The organism is Mycetocola sp. Y442, assembly GCF_056898615.1.
In genome coordinates, this window is sequence record NZ_JBXHBV010000003.1 from 694,111 (window position 1) to 711,189 (window position 17,079).

General features: G+C 62.8%; 14 protein-coding genes and 1 pseudogene. 7 read left to right on the plus strand and 8 right to left on the minus strand.

Annotated features, from left to right (window positions below; translation table 11 throughout):
* The first annotated feature begins 53 nt into the window (after positions 1-53).
* The 6 genes from AC1X6S_RS14815 (at position 54) to AC1X6S_RS14840 (ending at position 7,804) form a co-directional block, all read left to right on the plus strand.
* Entirely contained in the window at positions 54-2,198 is a 2,145-nt protein-coding gene (locus AC1X6S_RS14815; RefSeq protein ID WP_483406520.1) for a DUF6049 family protein, read from the plus strand.
* Complete coding sequence (murJ, locus tag AC1X6S_RS14820; RefSeq protein WP_483406521.1) at positions 2,191-3,819, plus strand: murein biosynthesis integral membrane protein MurJ; 1,629 nt, start codon at positions 2,191-2,193, stop codon at positions 3,817-3,819. The genes AC1X6S_RS14815 and murJ overlap by 8 nt, the downstream gene beginning before the upstream one ends.
* 193 nt (positions 3,820-4,012) lie before the next feature.
* Positions 4,013-4,987, plus strand: coding sequence for a thioredoxin-disulfide reductase (gene trxB / locus AC1X6S_RS14825; RefSeq protein WP_108392816.1), 975 nt, complete (start codon positions 4,013-4,015; stop codon positions 4,985-4,987).
* A 26-nt stretch (positions 4,988-5,013) separates the two neighbouring features.
* Positions 5,014-5,337: a thioredoxin gene (gene trxA / locus AC1X6S_RS14830; RefSeq protein ID WP_108392818.1), complete on the plus strand. Its 324-nt coding sequence runs from the start codon at positions 5,014-5,016 to the stop codon at positions 5,335-5,337.
* 140 nt (positions 5,338-5,477) lie between these two features.
* Positions 5,478-6,800, plus strand: a complete 1,323-nt coding sequence (locus AC1X6S_RS14835) for an aminotransferase-like domain-containing protein (RefSeq protein WP_483406522.1) — start codon at positions 5,478-5,480, stop codon at positions 6,798-6,800.
* Positions 6,801-6,850: 50 nt separating this feature from the next.
* Positions 6,851-7,804, plus strand: a complete 954-nt coding sequence (locus AC1X6S_RS14840) for a D-alanine--D-alanine ligase family protein (protein ID WP_483406523.1) — start codon at positions 6,851-6,853, stop codon at positions 7,802-7,804.
* A gap of 18 nt (positions 7,805-7,822) precedes the next feature.
* On the opposite strand, the gene AC1X6S_RS14845 is transcribed toward AC1X6S_RS14840, so the two are convergent.
* The 8 genes and pseudogenes from AC1X6S_RS14845 to rpmH all read right to left on the minus strand — a co-directional run bounded on the left by AC1X6S_RS14845 (position 7,823) and on the right by rpmH (position 15,049).
* Entirely contained in the window at positions 7,823-8,785 is a 963-nt protein-coding gene (locus AC1X6S_RS14845; protein ID WP_483406524.1) for a ParB/RepB/Spo0J family partition protein, read from the minus strand.
* Complete coding sequence (locus AC1X6S_RS14850) at positions 8,785-9,705, minus strand: ParA family protein (RefSeq protein ID WP_483406719.1); 921 nt, start codon at positions 9,703-9,705, stop codon at positions 8,785-8,787. The genes AC1X6S_RS14845 and AC1X6S_RS14850 overlap by 1 nt, the downstream gene beginning before the upstream one ends.
* 2,067 nt (positions 9,706-11,772) lie before the next feature.
* On the minus strand, positions 11,773-12,408 hold the full coding sequence (gene rsmG, locus AC1X6S_RS14855) for a 16S rRNA (guanine(527)-N(7))-methyltransferase RsmG (RefSeq protein WP_483406525.1): 636 nt from the start codon (positions 12,406-12,408) through the stop codon (positions 11,773-11,775).
* 127 nt (positions 12,409-12,535) lie between these two features.
* Positions 12,536-13,054 carry a Jag family protein gene (locus tag AC1X6S_RS14860; protein WP_483406526.1) on the minus strand — a complete coding sequence of 173 codons (519 nt, stop codon included), beginning with the start codon at positions 13,052-13,054 and terminating at the stop codon, positions 12,536-12,538.
* 187 nt (positions 13,055-13,241) lie between these two features.
* Positions 13,242-14,198: pseudogene (gene yidC / locus AC1X6S_RS14865) on the minus strand (membrane protein insertase YidC); the annotation flags it as partial.
* Positions 14,199-14,204: 6 nt separating this feature from the next.
* On the minus strand, positions 14,205-14,546 hold the full coding sequence (yidD, locus tag AC1X6S_RS14870; RefSeq protein WP_483406527.1) for a membrane protein insertion efficiency factor YidD: 342 nt from the start codon (positions 14,544-14,546) through the stop codon (positions 14,205-14,207).
* A complete protein-coding gene (rnpA, locus tag AC1X6S_RS14875; RefSeq protein WP_483406528.1) occupies positions 14,543-14,884 on the minus strand; it encodes a ribonuclease P protein component in 342 nt (113 codons plus the stop codon). The genes yidD and rnpA overlap by 4 nt, the downstream gene beginning before the upstream one ends.
* Before the next feature lie 27 nt (positions 14,885-14,911).
* A complete protein-coding gene (gene rpmH / locus AC1X6S_RS14880; RefSeq protein ID WP_010204566.1) occupies positions 14,912-15,049 on the minus strand; it encodes a 50S ribosomal protein L34 in 138 nt (45 codons plus the stop codon).
* Between the two features lie 452 nt (positions 15,050-15,501).
* On the opposite strand from rpmH, the gene dnaA reads away from it, so the two are divergent.
* Complete coding sequence (dnaA, locus tag AC1X6S_RS14885) at positions 15,502-16,809, plus strand: chromosomal replication initiator protein DnaA (RefSeq protein WP_483406720.1); 1,308 nt, start codon at positions 15,502-15,504, stop codon at positions 16,807-16,809.
* Positions 16,810-17,079 lie beyond the last annotated feature (270 nt).

Consider the following 17,079-nt stretch of genomic DNA (forward strand, 5'->3'; position numbering starts at 1 on the left):
CCTCTAGAATCGATCGATGCTGGAACGTGGATCCTCCGCGCCGGCGAACGCCTATGACACAGAAACGACCGCCGTTGACCATGCGTGTGCTTCTTGCCACCGTGGTCGGTTTGTTGTCCCTCGGCGGCGCAACCTCACCCGCCATCGCCAGTGAACCGGCAGCCGCCACCACGGCGCTCAGCGCTCCAGCTGCCGCTCCGAGTGTTGAGGATGTCTCCGTATCGATCCGCCAGTCCGCCAGCTTCCTCGGCGCCGGCGGAACGATGGCTGTCACCGTGACCGTTGAGAACACCACGGCAGTCTCCGTCGCCGACGGCACTCTGGTCCTTCAGTCCAACACGGGCGCCATCGACTCCCGCGCCGAGCTCACCGAGTGGCTGGACCTGTCCACAGCCTCCGGCACCGAACACACGGTCGCCCAGGTCCCGGTACCGGCCCTTGGACCTGGCGCCAGCCACACCCTCACCCCCATCCAGGTCACCGCCGAGTCGCTCGCGCTGGCCACCGGGGGCGTGTACCCCATCGATGCCGTCTACACGAGCGCGGAGACTGTCGTAGAGGCGCGGGACACGGTTGTCTACAGCCCAGATCCTGCGGCGTCGCCGCTCGGCGTCGCCGTCGTGATGCCCATTACAGCTCCGCCGGGAACGACCGGCCTGCTGACGGCCGATGCCCTTGCTTTCTATACCTCCCCCAATGGCGTACTCACGAAACAGCTCGACGGGGTCATCGACCGCCCTGTGGCGCTCGGAATCGACCCGATGATCATCGCGTCGATCCGCGCACTCGGTGACGCAGCGCCGGCATCGGCGGTCGCCTGGCTCGACACCCTCTCACGCGCCACAAACGAAACCTTCCCGCTCCAGTTTGCGGATGCGGACCCCGCCGTGCAGGCACAGGCCGGTATCCCGAACCTCCTGAGTCCGACGTCACTGCTGTTCGGCCTCGATCCCGACAACTTCGCCGCCCCGTCGGCCGACGTTCCAGACAGCGAGCCGGTCCCCGGCGAGACGGAAGCACCGCCGGCAGATCCGGGTCCCGATGAGACACCGCTCCCGACCCTCGCCGAACTCACCGAGTGGCCGTACACAACAACCGGTGTCGTCTGGCCCGCCGACGACACAGTGGTGTCCACCGACCTGCCCATTTTCGCGGCATCCGGCGCAACGTCGACGATCGTCTCCTCCGGCAACGTCGCAACGACTGCCTCATACACGCCTGGAGCGGCGTCGAGGGTCGGTGACGCTGCGCTCATCGTGTCGGATGCCGCGGCGTCAGAGGCGCTCCAGGACGCGGTCACGGCAATCAGCACCGACGACCAGCAGGACGCCCTCGCGGACCTCGCCGCCCAGCTCATGGTCGTCGGCGCCGAACGCTCCGCACCGGAGCGGACGCTGGTGCTCGCCCTTGACCGCGGGTGGCCGCCGTCGTCAGCCCGGTTGAGTGAGGCGCTGTCGGCGCTGGCTACCCTGCCGCTGGTGTCGAGTACGTCACTCAGCACCGCGGCTTCCGCCAAGCCGGAAACGGTGACGATCGTTGACGAACCGGAGGACTCCGGGCGAACAGCTACCGTGGCGCGATTCAGCGCCCGTGAGGCGGAGATAGCGTCCTTCGCCACCGTCCTCGACGACCCCACCATCCTCACGGGCGAGGAGCGAGCCGAAATTCTGGCCCTGCTCGCCGTCTCGTGGCGTGACAACGCCGCTGACTGGGACGCTGCCGTCCAGGAACACGACGACCAGACCACCGCCATCCTCGACTCAGTGTCGATCACGGCCACCACCCAGATCAACATGGTGAGCAACCAGACCTCGCTGCCGTTCTCCGTGCGCAATGACTTCGACCAGCCCGTTACCGTCGTGCTCCAGGCGTCCACCTCGAGCCTCAAGCTCAGTGTCGACGCGGCGGTGACCCAGACCATTCCAGCGAACTCCCGTGAAACGGTTCTCGTACCCGTTCAGGCGCGGCTCGGCAACGGAGATGTCCTGGTTCGGGTGCAGCTCTACTCGCCGCAGAACGCCGTCATCGGTGGCAGCGTCCAGGTCCCGGTCAGCGTCCGCGCTGACTGGGAAGGAATCGGGGCCGCCGTGATCGGTGGCCTCATCCTCGCGCTGTTCCTCGGCGGACTCATCCGCACGATCCGTAAACGCCGCCCCGCAAAGGCCCAGAACATGTCCACTGAAAGCGGCAATGACTAAATCAACAGACGAAGGCAGCATCGGCCGGGCAAGCTTGTTCCTGGCATCCGGGACCCTCGTGTCCCGTTTGCTCGGTTTCGTGAAGGCGATGCTCCTGGCATCCACCATCGGCCTCGTCGGCTCACGCAGCGCCGACGCGTTCGGCGCCGCTAACCAGTTGCCAAACACCCTCTACGTCATCATCGCCGGTGGTGTTCTGAGTGCGGTGCTCGTTCCGTCGATCGTGCGCTCGATCGTGCACGCCGACGGCGGCAAGGCGTACATGAACAAGCTGCTGACGCTCACTTTCGTCGTGCTGCTCGGCGCGACGGTCGCGGCCGTCCTGCTCGCGCCGGCACTCGTGAGCATTTACACGGTGAGGCTGGACGAGGAGACGCGCGCGCTCGCGATCGCATTTGCCTACTGGTGCCTGCCGCAGATCTTCTTCTACGGCCTGTACTCGGTGCTTGGCGAGATCCTCAACGCGCACAAGGTATTCGGCCCGTTCACCTGGTCACCCGTGATCAACAACATCGTGGCGATGGCTGGCCTTGTCGTCTTCATAATCGCCTTCGGGGCCGACCCCAACGGTGATCGACTCGTCACCGACTGGACACCGAGCATGATCGCCGTCCTCGCCGGCACAGCGACCATCGGTGTTGCAGCGCAGGCGATCGTCCTGTTCTTCTTCTGGAAGCGGATCGGACTCAGCTACCGGCCCGACTTCGCCTGGCGGGGAGTGGGGCTCGGCGCGACCGGCAAGCTCGCAGGCTGGTCATTCGCGATGCTCGGACTCACCACCCTCGGCGGTGTCATCCAGACCAACGTCGCCTTCATCGCCTCCGGGTACGGCGCAGGACCGGCCACGCTGCAGAACGCCTGGCTGATCTTCATGCTGCCGCACTCGGTGATCACCCTGTCGGTCGCCACCGCCTACTTCACCCGCCTGGCCGAACACGTGCGTGAGAACCGGATCGAGAACCTGAAAACGGATGTCTCGGCTGCGGTTCGGCAGATCACGCTGCTGATCGTGCTGGCGACGGCCGTTCTCCTCGTCGTGGCGTTCCCCTTCGCAAGCCTGTTCACCGACCAGTTCGCCGACACCGCCGCGATGGGCTTCGTGCTGATGGGCTACCTCGTCAGCCTTGTCCCGTTCGCCGTGCTCTTCGTCTTCCAGCGGACCTTCTACGCCCTCGGCGACACCCGCACACCCTTCTTCTTCACGCTGGTTCAGACGGCCGTGTACATCGCTCTCGCGCTGGCCTGCGCGCAGCTGCCGCGCGAGTTCATCGGTATCGGCCTTGCCGTCTCGATGTCGGTATCGATCGTCGTGCAGATGATCACCGCCGGCATCCTGCTCGCGAAGCGGATTCACGGACTCGACATGGCCCGCATCATCCGCAGCCTCACCGTCTACACGGTCGCCGCCATCCCGTCCGTGCTCGCTGGAGTCGTCCTGATCTTCGTGCTTGGCGGGTACACCAGCGGCTGGGCGCTTGCCTCGCCCCTCAACGCGGTGCTCACCATGGCACTCATCGGTGTCGTCATGCTGGCCCTCTACGTCGGCGCACTCGCGCTGATGCGTTCCGAGGAACTCCGGGAAGCCATCGCGCCGGTCAAGCGCCGCCTGCGTCGCCGCTAGGCTTCACGCCGAGAACACCACTTCCGGTCGAGAACACCCGTTCCGCCTGATGTTCTCGACCGCAACTGATGCGCTCGGCACCGGGCGCTGAACCCCCGGCTCACAGTCCCCTCACAGCCACCACAGGGCCTCTGGAATAGCGCCCAACTAAGATGTGTTGGACTGGTCGAGCGAACTTTTGAGGAGCAATACCGTGCGCAATGTCATCATCATCGGGTCAGGGCCTGCCGGCTACACAGCGGCAATTTACGCGGCCCGCGCGAACCTGAACCCACTGCTTCTCGCGTCGAGCGTTGAGGCCGGCGGTGAGTTGATGAACACGACAGAGGTCGAGAACTACCCGGGATTCCCCGAGGGAATCCAGGGCCCAGAGCTCATGAGCAAGTTCCAGGAGCAGGCAGAACGCTTCGGGACCGAGATCATTCTCGATGACGTCACCGAGGTGTCCCTCGGTGGAGAAGTCAAAACCATCAAGACCGGTTACTCCGGCGACTTCGAGGCGTCGAGCGTCATCGTCGCGACGGGAAGCGCCTACCGCAAGCTCGGCCTCGCCGACGAAGAGCGCCTGTCAGGCCGCGGTATCTCCTGGTGCGCCACCTGCGATGGGTTCTTCTTCAAGGAGAAGACGATCGCCGTCGTCGGCGGCGGCGACTCGGCGATGGAAGAGGCCACGTTCCTCACTCGCTTCGCCTCGAAGGTCTACGTCATCCACCGCAAGGACACCCTCCGCGCGTCGAAGATCATGCAGGACCGCGCCTTCGCCAACGACAAGATCGAGTTCGTCTGGAACTCCGAAGTCGTGGGCATCTCCGGTGAGAACGCCGTCAACGGCGTGACTCTCCGCAACACTGTCGATGGCACCGAGAGCCACCTCGAGCTCGGCGGCCTGTTCATCGCGATCGGCAACGACCCGCGCACCCACCTGTTCCACGGCCAGCTCGAACTCACCAGCGACGGCACCATCGCCGTCGACGGCCGCTCGTCCAGGACCAACCTCCCCGGCGTTTTCGCCGCCGGCGATGTCATCGACCCAAACTACCGGCAGGCCATCACCGCGGCCGCATCCGGAACCGTTGCCGCGCTTGACGCCGAGCACTACCTCGCGAGTCTCGAGCAGGAAGCGCACCACAACCCCGAGATCGCATCCGCAGTCGCGGCATCCGTTTAATTTCTACCTATCCACAAGGAGCAACAATGTCAGCACGTGCAGTATCTGAAGCCACTTTCGACGCCGAAGTTCTGAAGAGCGACAAGCCGATCCTCGTCGACTTCTGGGCTGAGTGGTGCGGCCCCTGCCGCATGGTCTCGCCGATCCTCGACCAGATCGCGTCCGAGCACAGCGACAAGATCGACATCGTCAAGGTCAACGTCGACGAGAACCCGCAGCTCGCCATGCAGTACCAGATCACCTCCATCCCCGCGATGAAGGTCTTCAAGGGTGGCGAGGTCGCTCAGACCATCATCGGCGCCAAGCCGAAGGCAGCTCTCGAGAACGATCTGTCCGCCTTCCTGGCCTAGCCAGTCCGGCTCCACAATCGACCCGTCCGGCTCATGCCGGGCGGGTCGATGTCGTTAACTCCCAGTGCAAGCCACCGGTGGTCAATTGGCATCCCCACTGGGCGGCTAACATCGATGAAAGACCAGGAACGGAACAGACAGTGTCAGAACTCGGCTCTCGCCACTCATCCGGAAACAACCTCGACCCGTGGTACGGCTCATACGCCGCCCGTACGGCCGGGTTGGCCGCCAGTGAGGTCCGCGCCCTGTTCGCCGTCGCAAGCCGCCCAGAGGTCGTCTCTTTGGCCGGTGGGATGCCGTTCGTCTCCGCTCTGCCCGAGGACCTGGTGACGGATGCCATGAACCGCGTCATGCGGGAACAAGGTCCAACAGCGCTCCAGTACGGTTCAGGGCAGGGCGTCGAGAAGCTGCGTGAGCAGACACTCGAGGTGATGGCGCTCGAGGGGATCCAGGGCAGCGCCTCCGACGTCGTGATCACGACCGGCAGCCAGCACGCGCTCGAGCTGTTCAGCAAGCTCTTCATCGATCCGGGCGACGTTGTTATCGCCGAAGGGCCGAGCTACGTCACCGCGATGGTGATCTTCAAGAGCTACCAGGCCGAGGTCGACCACGTCCCCATGGACGAGAACGGTCTCATCCCCGAGGCGCTCCGCGAGCACATCGCCAGCATCAAGGCCGCGGGCAAGAAGATCAAGTTCCTCTACACGATCCCGACGTTCCACAACCCGGCCGGTGTCACGCTCTCCGAGGCCCGCCGCACCGAGATCCTCGAGATTGCGCGCGAAAACGACATCCTCGTGCTCGAAGACAACCCGTACGGGCTCTTGTACTTCGACCAGAAGCCTCCTGCCGCCCTCCGTTCGCTCGAGTCGGACGGCGTTGTCTACCTCGGCACTTTCTCGAAGACGCTCGCGCCCGGCTTCCGGGTCGGGTGGGCACTCGCACCGCACGCCATCCGCGAGAAGCTCATCCTCGCCAATGAGGCTGCGATCCTGTGCCCGTCGTCGTTCAGCCAGCTGGTGATCTCCCAGTATCTCGATCAGGCCGACTGGAAGGGCCAGATCAACACCTTCCGTGGCGTCTACCAGGAACGGAAGGAGACCATGCTCTCCGCTCTGGGGGAGTACCTGCCCGACCTCACCTGGACGAACCCCACTGGTGGGTTCTACGTCTGGCTGACCCTGCCTGAGCAGCTGGACTCCAAGGCGATGCTGCCGAGGGCCGTAAAGGAACTCGTGGCGTACACACCGGGTACCGCCTTCTACGCCGATGGCGACGGGCGCCAGAACATCCGGCTCTCGTTCTGTTACCCGACGCCGGAGAGCATTCGAGTTGGGATCAGGCGCCTCGCAACGGTCATCAACGGCGAAATCGATCTGCTCGACACCTTCGCCGGCACCGGTCGACTGACCGGAGGGAAGTCGCGAGGCAGATTCGCGGCCCCACCACCCAACATGTCCTGAGCACCCACTGCGATGACCCGCACACCCAGACCCACAGAAAAGGCCTGATCATGACTGATTTCAAGAAGCTTAACATCGTCGTGCTCTCGGGTGGGATCTCGCACGAGCGAGACGTGTCCCTTCGGTCAGGGCGGCGCGTCGCCGAGGAACTGCAGGCCGCAGGTCACACGGTGACGGTTCGCGATCCGGATGCCTCCCTGCTGCCGGCACTCACGGAGCAGGCCCCGGACGTCGTCTGGCCTGCCCTCCACGGCGCCAGTGGCGAGGATGGCGCGCTCCAGGCGCTGCTCCGTGCCCGCGGCATCCGTTATGTCGGTTCGCACGCTGAGGGCGCCGGCCTCGCCTGGTTCAAGCCAACCGCGAAGGTCCTGGTTTCACGTGCCGGCATTGCCACGCCGGAGTGGCTGACGCTGCCGACCGAGACATTCCGCGAGCTGGGCGCCAACGGCGTACTCGCGGAGATCGTGCACGGTATTGGCCCCGCAGCCGTCGTGAAGCCCGCTCAGGGCGGTTCGGCGCAGGGTGTGACGATCGTGACGGATGCCGGTGACCTGCCACGAGCGATGGTCGACGCCTACACCTACTCCGACGTTGCCCTGATCGAGAAGAAGATCGAGGGTACCGAACTCGCGATCGCCGTGATCGATTCGGGTCACGGCCCTGTCGCGCTTCCCGCCGTCGAGATTCAGCCGCGCTCCGGCGTTTACAGCTTCGAGGCGCGCTACAACGCGGGGGAGACGACGTTCTACGCCCCGGCACGCGTGTCGGATGACGTCGCCAGGCGCGCAGGCGAGACGGCCGTTGCGGTGCACGAGTTGCTCGGCCTTCGCCACATCTCGCGCATCGACCTCATCGTCGACGAGAGCGGCGTTGTGTGGTTCCTTGAAGCCAACATGCTGCCGGGTCTCACCGAGACCTCACTGGTGCCCCAGGCCATCGAGGCGGCCGGCCTAACACTCGCGTCGACCTACAGCGCCCTGGCCATGGCGGCTGCCGGGGAGTAGCCCCCGGCAGCGCCCACGTCACGCTCCGTAGCTGGGCTCGCCGATCTCTGCGAGGATGCGGTTGAGGTCTCCAATCGTCGCGAATTCGATCGTAACCTGGCCTTTTCTCGCCCCGAGGTTCACTTTGACCCGGGTATTCAACCGGTCGCCCAGTCGATCCGCGACCTCTTCGAGGTGGGCGTGGCGAGTTCCGCCAACAGCCTTCGGCTTTTTGGGAGCCTGCCCCTGAATCTGCGCCGCAGCAGCCTCCGCCGCGCGCACCGACAGATCCTCGTTGATGATCTTCTCCGCCAGCCGAAGCATCAGCTCCGGCTCGACCAGCGAGAGGATCGCGCGGGCGTGACCCGCACTCAGAACTCCTGCAGCGACGCGGGACTGGACCGATTCTGGGAGCTTGAGCAAGCGGATCGTATTAGTGATTTGTGGCCGTGACCGGCCAATTCGCGTTGCGAGCTCGTCCTGGGTGATGCCGAAGTCCGCCAGCAGCTGTTGGTAGGCGGATGCCTCTTCCAGCGGGTTGAGGTTGGATCGGTGGAGGTTCTCCAGCAACGCATCGCGCAGCATGTCCTCGTTGGCGGTGTCCTTGACCACAGCAGGAATGGTGGCGAGGCCGACTTCCTTTGTGGCCCTGAGGCGACGCTCGCCCATGATGAGTTCGAACTTGCCACGCTTCGACTGGTGCGGCCGCACCACGATCGGCTGGAGGACACCCACCTCGCGGATGCTGTGCACCAGTTCGGCGAGATCGTCTGCATCAAAATTGATGCGCGGCTGTGCGGCGTTGGGGATGATGTCCGCCGGGTCCAGATTAACGAGTCGGGCACCGGGCACCGCAACGAGATCCGGGTCTTCTGTGGTCCGTGCCGGGTTGGCCTGCGGGAAAAAGACGTCGACGGGGCGACCGTTGTCGGTCATCTCCTGTGTCGTCGTGGGAATGAGGGATCCGATCCCGCGGCCGAGGCCAGTTCTTTTCACGGCCATTAGCGTGGTGCTCCTTCAGTAAGCAGTTCGTTTGTGTTCTCGTCCGCGGTCTCACGGGCCGCGCGCTCGCGCTCGGCCTCCCGCGTCGCAATTTCGGTGGCCGCCTCGAGGTACGAGATCGCGCCGACGCCGCTGGGATCGTGGCTAATCACGCTCTGGCCGAAGCTGGGCGCCTCAGAGATGCGGACCGCCCGCGGAATGATGGTCTTGAGTACCTCAGCGGGGAAGTGGGCGCGCACATCGTCGGCGACCTGATGTGCCAGGTTCGTTCGGGTGTCGAACATCGTCAGCAGGATGGTGCTGACCGTGAGTGGGGGATTCAGGTGCTTTTGAATCATCCGGATGCTGTTCAGCAGTTGACTGAGACCCTCCAGGGCGTAGTACTCGGCCTGAATGGGGATGAGTACCTCGCGTGCAGCGACGAATGCGTTGATGGTCAGCAGACCCAGCGAGGGTGGGCAGTCAATGAAGACGTAGTGATACGTCTCCTCGGACTCCCGCACGAACTGCTCGAGCGCCGTGCGGAGCCTGTGCTCGCGGGCCACCTGCGACACCAGCTCAATCTCCGCGCCGGCGAGGTGGATCGTCGACGGTGCACAGAAAAGTGTGTCGAACTCCGGACTCTGCTGCACGACATCTGCCAGGGGAAAGTCGTCGATGAGCACGTCGTAGATGCTCGGGATATCAGCATGGTGGTCGACGCCGAGGGCAGTCGACGCGTTGCCCTGCGGGTCGAGGTCGATGACCAGAACCCGAGCTCCGAGCTTTGCCAGGGATGCCGCGATGTTCACGGTCGTCGTGGTTTTACCCACGCCGCCTTTTTGGTTTGAAACCGTGAAGATCCGCGTCTTTTCGGGCTTTGGGACGGTTATTTCTGCCAGATTCCTGCGTCGGTGAGTGAGATCGAGGATCTCTCTCATGAGCGGCGATGAGTCATCTGCGGTGGGCGATTGCGTCACCGACTCTCCTTCTGTGTGGGGATGTTTCACGTGAAACGTGCTCCGTCCTGTCGTAATTTCCACCGTACCTGACCATGTCGATCCGGCAGGTTTGTGCGTGCGCCTGTCGCGCTTTCGGGCGGAAAATAGGCTCGTGGTCGCCGCCCTCGGGGTGGGACTTTCGCAGCGTGCAACGGATGTTTCACGTGAAACCCCTGCGTCGGTCTGACTGATGCAGCTGCAGGATCGACGGACACGACGGGGTCGAATCACTTGCGCCCGTGCACCCACAAGCGCGCCAGATCCGGTTCAACGACGCCGTCCACAGCGGCACTGTTTCACGTGAAACCCTGCCTCTGGATGGGACCGCAAGCTGGATGTGAATACTCAGCACGACCTGCCCAATTCGAGTGGGTGATGCGCAGAGTGGCGATGCAGCCTCCCGCCCGGCATGCACCACTGCAACTGAACCCCGCAAGGCTCTGGATGTTTCACGTGAAACCAGCCGCAACCTGTCGACCGGTGCCGCAGTCGGAGGGCGCCGCAGTCGGAGGGCGCCGCAGTCGGAAGCTGCCGCTCGCCCGCCGTTCGCCCGTCCGGAGTCAGGTTCACAACTGAACACGGCGCGCGGGAATGGCCGGGCCCAAGCCAGGCGAGGGTGTGTGACTGTACGTGCCTCGGGAAAAGTAGGCCCGACTTTTCGCAGCAAAAGAGGTGAAAAGGGGCGAAAAACGGCCCACCGGTGATCCGTGAAACGCGCTTAGGATGGCTCCCACAGGGCTGAAACACCCTGTTTCCCGACCTTTTTGACCCAAATCGGCCGCGACAAGGCGCACGGGGATACGCCCACTGGGTTACCGATCTGCGACGAACCGCGTCGTGCCGGTCCGACATGAGCCGTGTGGTCATTCATTGGTGGCCGATGGCGGGGTGGAGCGATGATCAACGCGCGGGTGCTGCGAGGAGGAAGCTTCACACTGACCCGGCGCGGGAGTGATTGCCACGACGCCGCCGACACGAACTCGCTGGGCGAACAGCCGATGTTTCACGTGAAACTGTCGCGTTCGACCACCAGGACCGACACTTGCGGCTATGCCACGAGCCGACGAGGCAACGAGACAGCGAGGCAACGAGGCAACGAGGGGACACGAGATCTGCCCGGTGGACGCTGCCGGAACGTCCGGCGCCACCTACGGTGCGCGCCGAATCCCGTCAGGCTACCGGCCAGCCTTGTCGTGGGGGGGCGAAGTTTCACGTGAAACTCTGAAACACGGAGAACGGAGAACGGAGGACGGATCCTGCACCCGTTGCAAGACCCACGTTCGGCAACTGCGACGGGCAGCATCAGCGGTTGCGGCCGGCCCCCGGCCCGGGGGAGCGGTGTATCAGCAGGATGCCCCACCAGGCAATCCTGTTGTTCGCCCGCCGCGGTGCACCGGATCCCCTAGACAAACGAGAAGGCACACCAGTACGCCGACCCGCAACCGCGGTGTTTCACGTGAAACCACGACGGGCTACGTCTGTGTCGTCGCGGCCAGCTTGGGCGCCACGACTACACGACTATAAGACAGGAAGGCGGGTATATCGATCGCGCCGGATTTTCGCTTCGCGTATGTAACAGCCGTTGCATTCACAGCCAGCGCCCGTGAGTTCGAGGTTCTGCCCGCGCACTCTGTTCCGGGAAATGCCCACGCACAGCTGCGGGGCACGTGCGGCGAAGCCTCAGGTCGACGGCGCGCATTACAAGCCGCTGCCAACCAGACGCCGATACTCATACTGAGACTGAGACTGAGACCGAGACCGAGACCGAGACCGAGACCGAGACCGAGACCGAGACCGAATCATCCGCCCGACGTCTGCGCAAGAAATGTTTCACGTGAAACGGGGCCTGGTTTCAGGAGGATCCGGCCGATAAACGGCAAATATGCCGCGGCCGCACGCCGCGGACATGGCTTAGGATCGCTCTGAGAGAGCTGAACCGGGCCGGTTCAGGACACGCACAACGTTGCTCTCCGGCTCGGTCTCACCGAGAGACCGGCCATGTGGGCCCTAACCGCGAACGGTTCCGAGGATCACACGCGTGACATCGTCAGTCAGTCCTTCACCAAGGACCTCAACCCGGGCATTGGACACCTTGTACTTGCGCATTTCCTTCTGTGCGGCAGCAATCTCCGCCTCGGCGTTCGCGCCTTTCATCAGGACCAGTTCACCGCCGTCCCGCAGCAGGGGAGCGGTCAGTGGAAGCAGTTTGCGGAATGCGCTGACAGCCCTGGCCGTCACCTGGTCCAACGGCGTCTCGAGCTTGACCTCTTCAGCCCGTGCACGGAGAACAGACACATTGCTCAGTCCGAGCCGGCCGACTTGATCATTTAGCCAAGCAACGCGGCGCTCCATTGGCTCAATGAGAACAAACTGCACATCCGGTCGGGCAATACCGAGTACGATCCCGGGCAGACCGGCCCCGGACCCCACATCGCCGACCAGGCCGGGCCGCAAGAGCGGAGCGACGAGAGCGCTGTTCAGGATGTGACGTGACCACAGCCGGGGAAGCTCCAGCGGCCCAATCAACCCGAGCTCTTCGCCGTGCTCCGCGAGGTTCTGCGTGAACTGGCGGGCTACCTCGAGTCGAGCGCCGAGTACATCGACGGCAAATGCGGGTTCCTGCTCGAGCTGCGGTTCAGACATGTGCTCTATTTCTTCGTTTTCTCGAGGGCTGGCAGCCACGGCCGGCGCGTATCGTGCCGCGCGACGGTCCGCTCATCGACGACCAGCCGACCCCGTGTGGTGCCGCAAGCCCGACATGGACTCACTCTCAGGCGCGGGTGATCACCGTGTGCCGGTCGCGACCTTCACCGTGGGAGTTGGACGTGAAGCCCCGCTCGGAGACCACATCGTGCACGAGTTTGCGCTCATAGCTCGACATCGGGGGCAGAGCCGCGGAACTTGCACCGGCCTCGATCTGGGCAATGGCACTGTCGACCAGAACGGTAAGTTCCGCCTGACGCGCATCGCGAGAGCCACCGATGTCGAGGATGAGGCGGGAGAACTGTCCGGTCTTGCTCTGTACGGCGAGGCGGGTCAGCTCCTGCAGGGCGCTGACCACGTCAGGCTTCGACAGCGAACGGATGTTGCTGCCTTCGCTCGCGGTCACTGCGACATACGCCCGCCCATTGCGAACGTCGATGTCGATGTCGCCGTCGAGGTCAGCGATGTCGAGAAATTCCTCGATGTAATCAGCCGCAACGTCGCCCTCTTCCTCGAGTTGCGATGCCGTGGGGGAGTCGTTCCGTGCAACCTCGAGCTCTGCCGGGTCGTGAATAACGTCGCTCATCGGACTACTTTCCGTTGTTCTTGGGGGACTGATTTCCGGATGCCGGGTCCACGGAACCCGCTGATTTGGCCGGCGAAGCCTGCGCCTTCGGTGGCACCTGGGCCTGGGGGGTTGCCCCTGCCGCCTTGGCAGGATTGCCGGACTTCGCGGGATTAGCCGGCTTCGCTCCGGCGGCGCCTGGCTTGGCCGCAACCTTCTTCGCCCGGTTCTTGCCCATGGGCTGCTGACGCTGCGCCGGTCGCTTCTCTTCGATGACCAGGGTGTCACCATCACCGGACTCGGACGGCTTCAGCTTTCCCTTGCGAGCGAGGCGCTCTTCGCGCTCCTTGGCGGCTTCGGTGCCTGGCATCGGCATCTGCCTGATGATGATGAACTGCTGCACCATGGTCCAGAAGTTCGAGACCAGCCAGTAGAACATGACACCGAGCGGGAACGCGAAGCCGGAGAACAGGAAGACGAACGGCAGGATGTACAGCAGGATCCGCTGCTGCTTGAACATCGGGCTCGCCTTGGTCTCTTCCGAGATGTTCTTCGACACGATCTGCAGCTGGGTGATGAACTGGGATGCCGTCATCAGGACGACCATGATCGCCGCGACAATCATCACGCCGACTTCAGGGCCACCAGGAGCGTTCATTGCCGAGGAGAAGCTCATGTGCAGCGGCGCGAAGTCGAACAGCGACGAGGAGCCGAACTCCTCAGACAGCGCCTCGTTCAGGGGCCCGACACCGGATTTACCGGTCTGTGAGTCATTCAGTACCGAGAACAGCGCAAAGAAGATGGGCATCTGAACGAGCAGCGGGAGACATGACCCGAGCGGGTTCGTACCGGTCTTCTTGTATAGCTCCATCGTCTCGCGGCTCATGGCCTCGCGACTGAACTGGTCTTTCTTTCCCTTGTACTTGTCCTGGATCTTCTTCAGCTTGGGGGCGACTTCCATCATCCGTCGCTGGTTCTTGATCTGCTTGACGAACAGCGGGATCAACGCCGCACGAACAACAACCGTCAGGCCGACAATCGAGAGGACCCACGTGAGGCCGTCTTCCGGCGCCATCCCCAGGAAGGCGAACAGCGAGTGCCAGCCCACGAGGATGAGTTCCACTACCCACTTCAGCGGCCAGAGGATGATCGACAGGAGATCCATGCGGGGTTAGCCCTTTCGGTGGCTGGCTGTTACAACGAAACCACGCGGGGTCACGGAGTATCGGAAGTTCTTTTTCTGTGGTGCATCATCGACGCCACCTGCGGCCCAGGGATGGCACCGGGCGATCCGCAGAGCGGCAAGCCCGGAACCGACCGTCACGCCGTGCTGCTGTATGGCATGCATCGCGTAGGCCGAACAAGAGGGATAGTACCTGCAGACTTCCCCATAAAGCGGTGAAATGACTGTGCGGTAAGCGATCAACGCAGCGACAGCAGCATTACGCGGCAGCAACAGGATGCCGTGGGCCAGGCCCGAAACGTTGGACTCGTCGACAACCACACCGGTCATGATCGCGCCACCAGCTTCGCCGTACTGTGCTGGATCTCCGCTTTCAAACCGGAAAAGTCGCTGGTCGCAGCTGGCGGGAGAGCGCGGAAGACAAACTCAGCGCCCTCCGGCAGCTCCGGTGCAAGGTCGTGCACAATAGCCTTCAACCTGCGACGAGTGCGATTGCGAACCACCGCGTTTCCTACAGTTTTTGCAACAATGAACCCGAACCGCGGAGTACCGCCGTTCGGGTTCATCAGTTGGTACGTGACGCAGTTCGCGCTCACAGCCCGTCGACCCCTGCGGACTACCCGTTTGTAGTCATCCGCGCTCGTTATGCGTTGCGCTTGGGCGAGCACGATGACAACAGGGGAGAAGCGGTTGGACTAGGCGGAGAGCTCGGTACGGCCCTTGCGGCGACGGGCGCCGAGAATGGCGCGGCCGGCACGGGTACGCATGCGCAGACGGAAACCGTGCACCTTGGCGCGACGACGGTTGTTCGGCTGGAAAGTTCTCTTGCTCATAATTTCTCACTCCACGTTTGGAATTTCCGCTGCAGCTGATCGCACGCAGGGAGAATTGGGTGCCCGAGGGCAGAAGTCAACTGATTAAACCTACGTCCTGCGACTCCTGTGGTCAAACCGGCGAAGCGCAAAAGAACAATTATCCACAGTTTCCACAGGCGGGACTCTCTGACACGCGGGCCATTTTGTGCTGTAAATTTGGGCCTTTCACGCTGATTCGTTACCGTGAGGGAATAGTTATCCCCAGCCCAACCGATGCGGTTCCCCACAGATCCGCGCGTTTTGGCACGTCCGGTGGATAACTCTGTGAATAACTTCGTAAGGGAATCATGTCAAACGAGCAAGAGTCCATCACGCAAACGTGGCAGACCGTGCTCGATGTACTTGCTACAGACGAGCGAATCACGCCCCCACTCCACGGGTTCCTCAACCTGGTGGTTCCCAAGGGCATCATGGCGGGGACCTTCTATCTTGAGGTTCCCAACGAGTTCACCGCAGGCCAGCTCAACATGCGGATGCGGGCACCGCTCCTCAACGCCATCGGCACTCTGCAGGAAACTCACGGCGCATCAACATTCGCGGTGGTCGTGAATCCGGAGATCATCGACGAAGAGTACGAACCTCTTCCCCAGGCGCCCGTGCAGCAGCAACAACCTAATTACCTGCCGAGTCCGACAGCTCCGGCCATGCACGACACAGCACTTCCTGCGCGACAGAACGACACCCGGCTGAACTCGAAGTACTCCTTCGACAACTTCGTGATCGGTCAATCCAACAGGTTCTCCCACGCCGCGGCCGTCGCTGTCGCTGAAGCTCCCGCCAAGGCGTACAACCCGCTCTTTATCTATGGCGACTCAGGACTCGGTAAAACCCACCTCCTCCACGCCATCGGTCACTACGCGATGAGCCTGTATCCGGGCATCCGCGTTCGCTATGTATCGAGCGAGGAATTCACCAACGACTTCATCAACTCGATCGCGAACAACAGGGGCTCCGTCTTTCAGTCGAGATATCGCGACATCGACATCCTGCTGATCGATGACATCCAGTTTCTCCAGGGCAAGGCCGAAACGCAGGAAGCGTTCTTCCACACCTTCAACACCCTGCACGACCACAACAAACAGGTCGCCATCACGAGCGACCTTCCTCCGAAGGCGCTCACGGGGTTCGAAGACCGCATGCGGTCGCGCTTCGAGTGGGGCCTCATCACCGACGTCCAGGTTCCGGACCTCGAGACGCGCATCGCCATCCTCCGAAAGAAGGCGCAGAGCGAAAAGCTTCAAATTCCTGACGAGGTACTCGAATTCATCGCGTCCAAGGTCTCATCCAACATCCGTGAACTCGAAGGAACCCTGATTCGGGTGACGGCATTCGCGAGCCTGAACCGTACGCCCGTCGACATGAACCTCGTGCAGACGGTTCTCAAGGACCTGATCACCCTCGACGACGACAACGTCATCTCGCCGGTGGACATCATCAACATCGTGGCCGCCTACTTCAAGCTGAGCGTCGACGACCTCTATGGATCCAGCCGGTCACAGGCGATCGCCACGTCGAGGCAAATCGCGATGTACCTGTGCCGCGAACTGACGAATCTCTCGCTTCCCAAGATCGGCCAGCTCTTCGGAAACCGCGATCACACCACTGTGATGTACGCGAATAAGAAGATTTCCGACCTCATGCAGGAACGTCGCTCGATTTACAACCAGGTCACAGAACTGACCAGTCGCATCAAGCAGGGCCACCGCTTCAACCGTTAAAGCGGTGCTCAGGCGCGGTTAAAGTCCACAGGATGTCGCAGTCTTACACAGTGTGGATAACCCTGTGGAAGAAATTCGAATAACTCGCCTGAGCCTGTGAGTGAACCCGCTCTTAATGTGCACAACCGGCCTACATGCCAGTAACGGCAAGGATCTCTGTCCTGCTCAACTCCACAACGCGCCAACAAGTAACAACCGTGTGGTTCCCTTTGATTTACTCGCATCGAGAAAGTTATCCACAGTTTCCACAACGGTTAAGACCATTAAAGA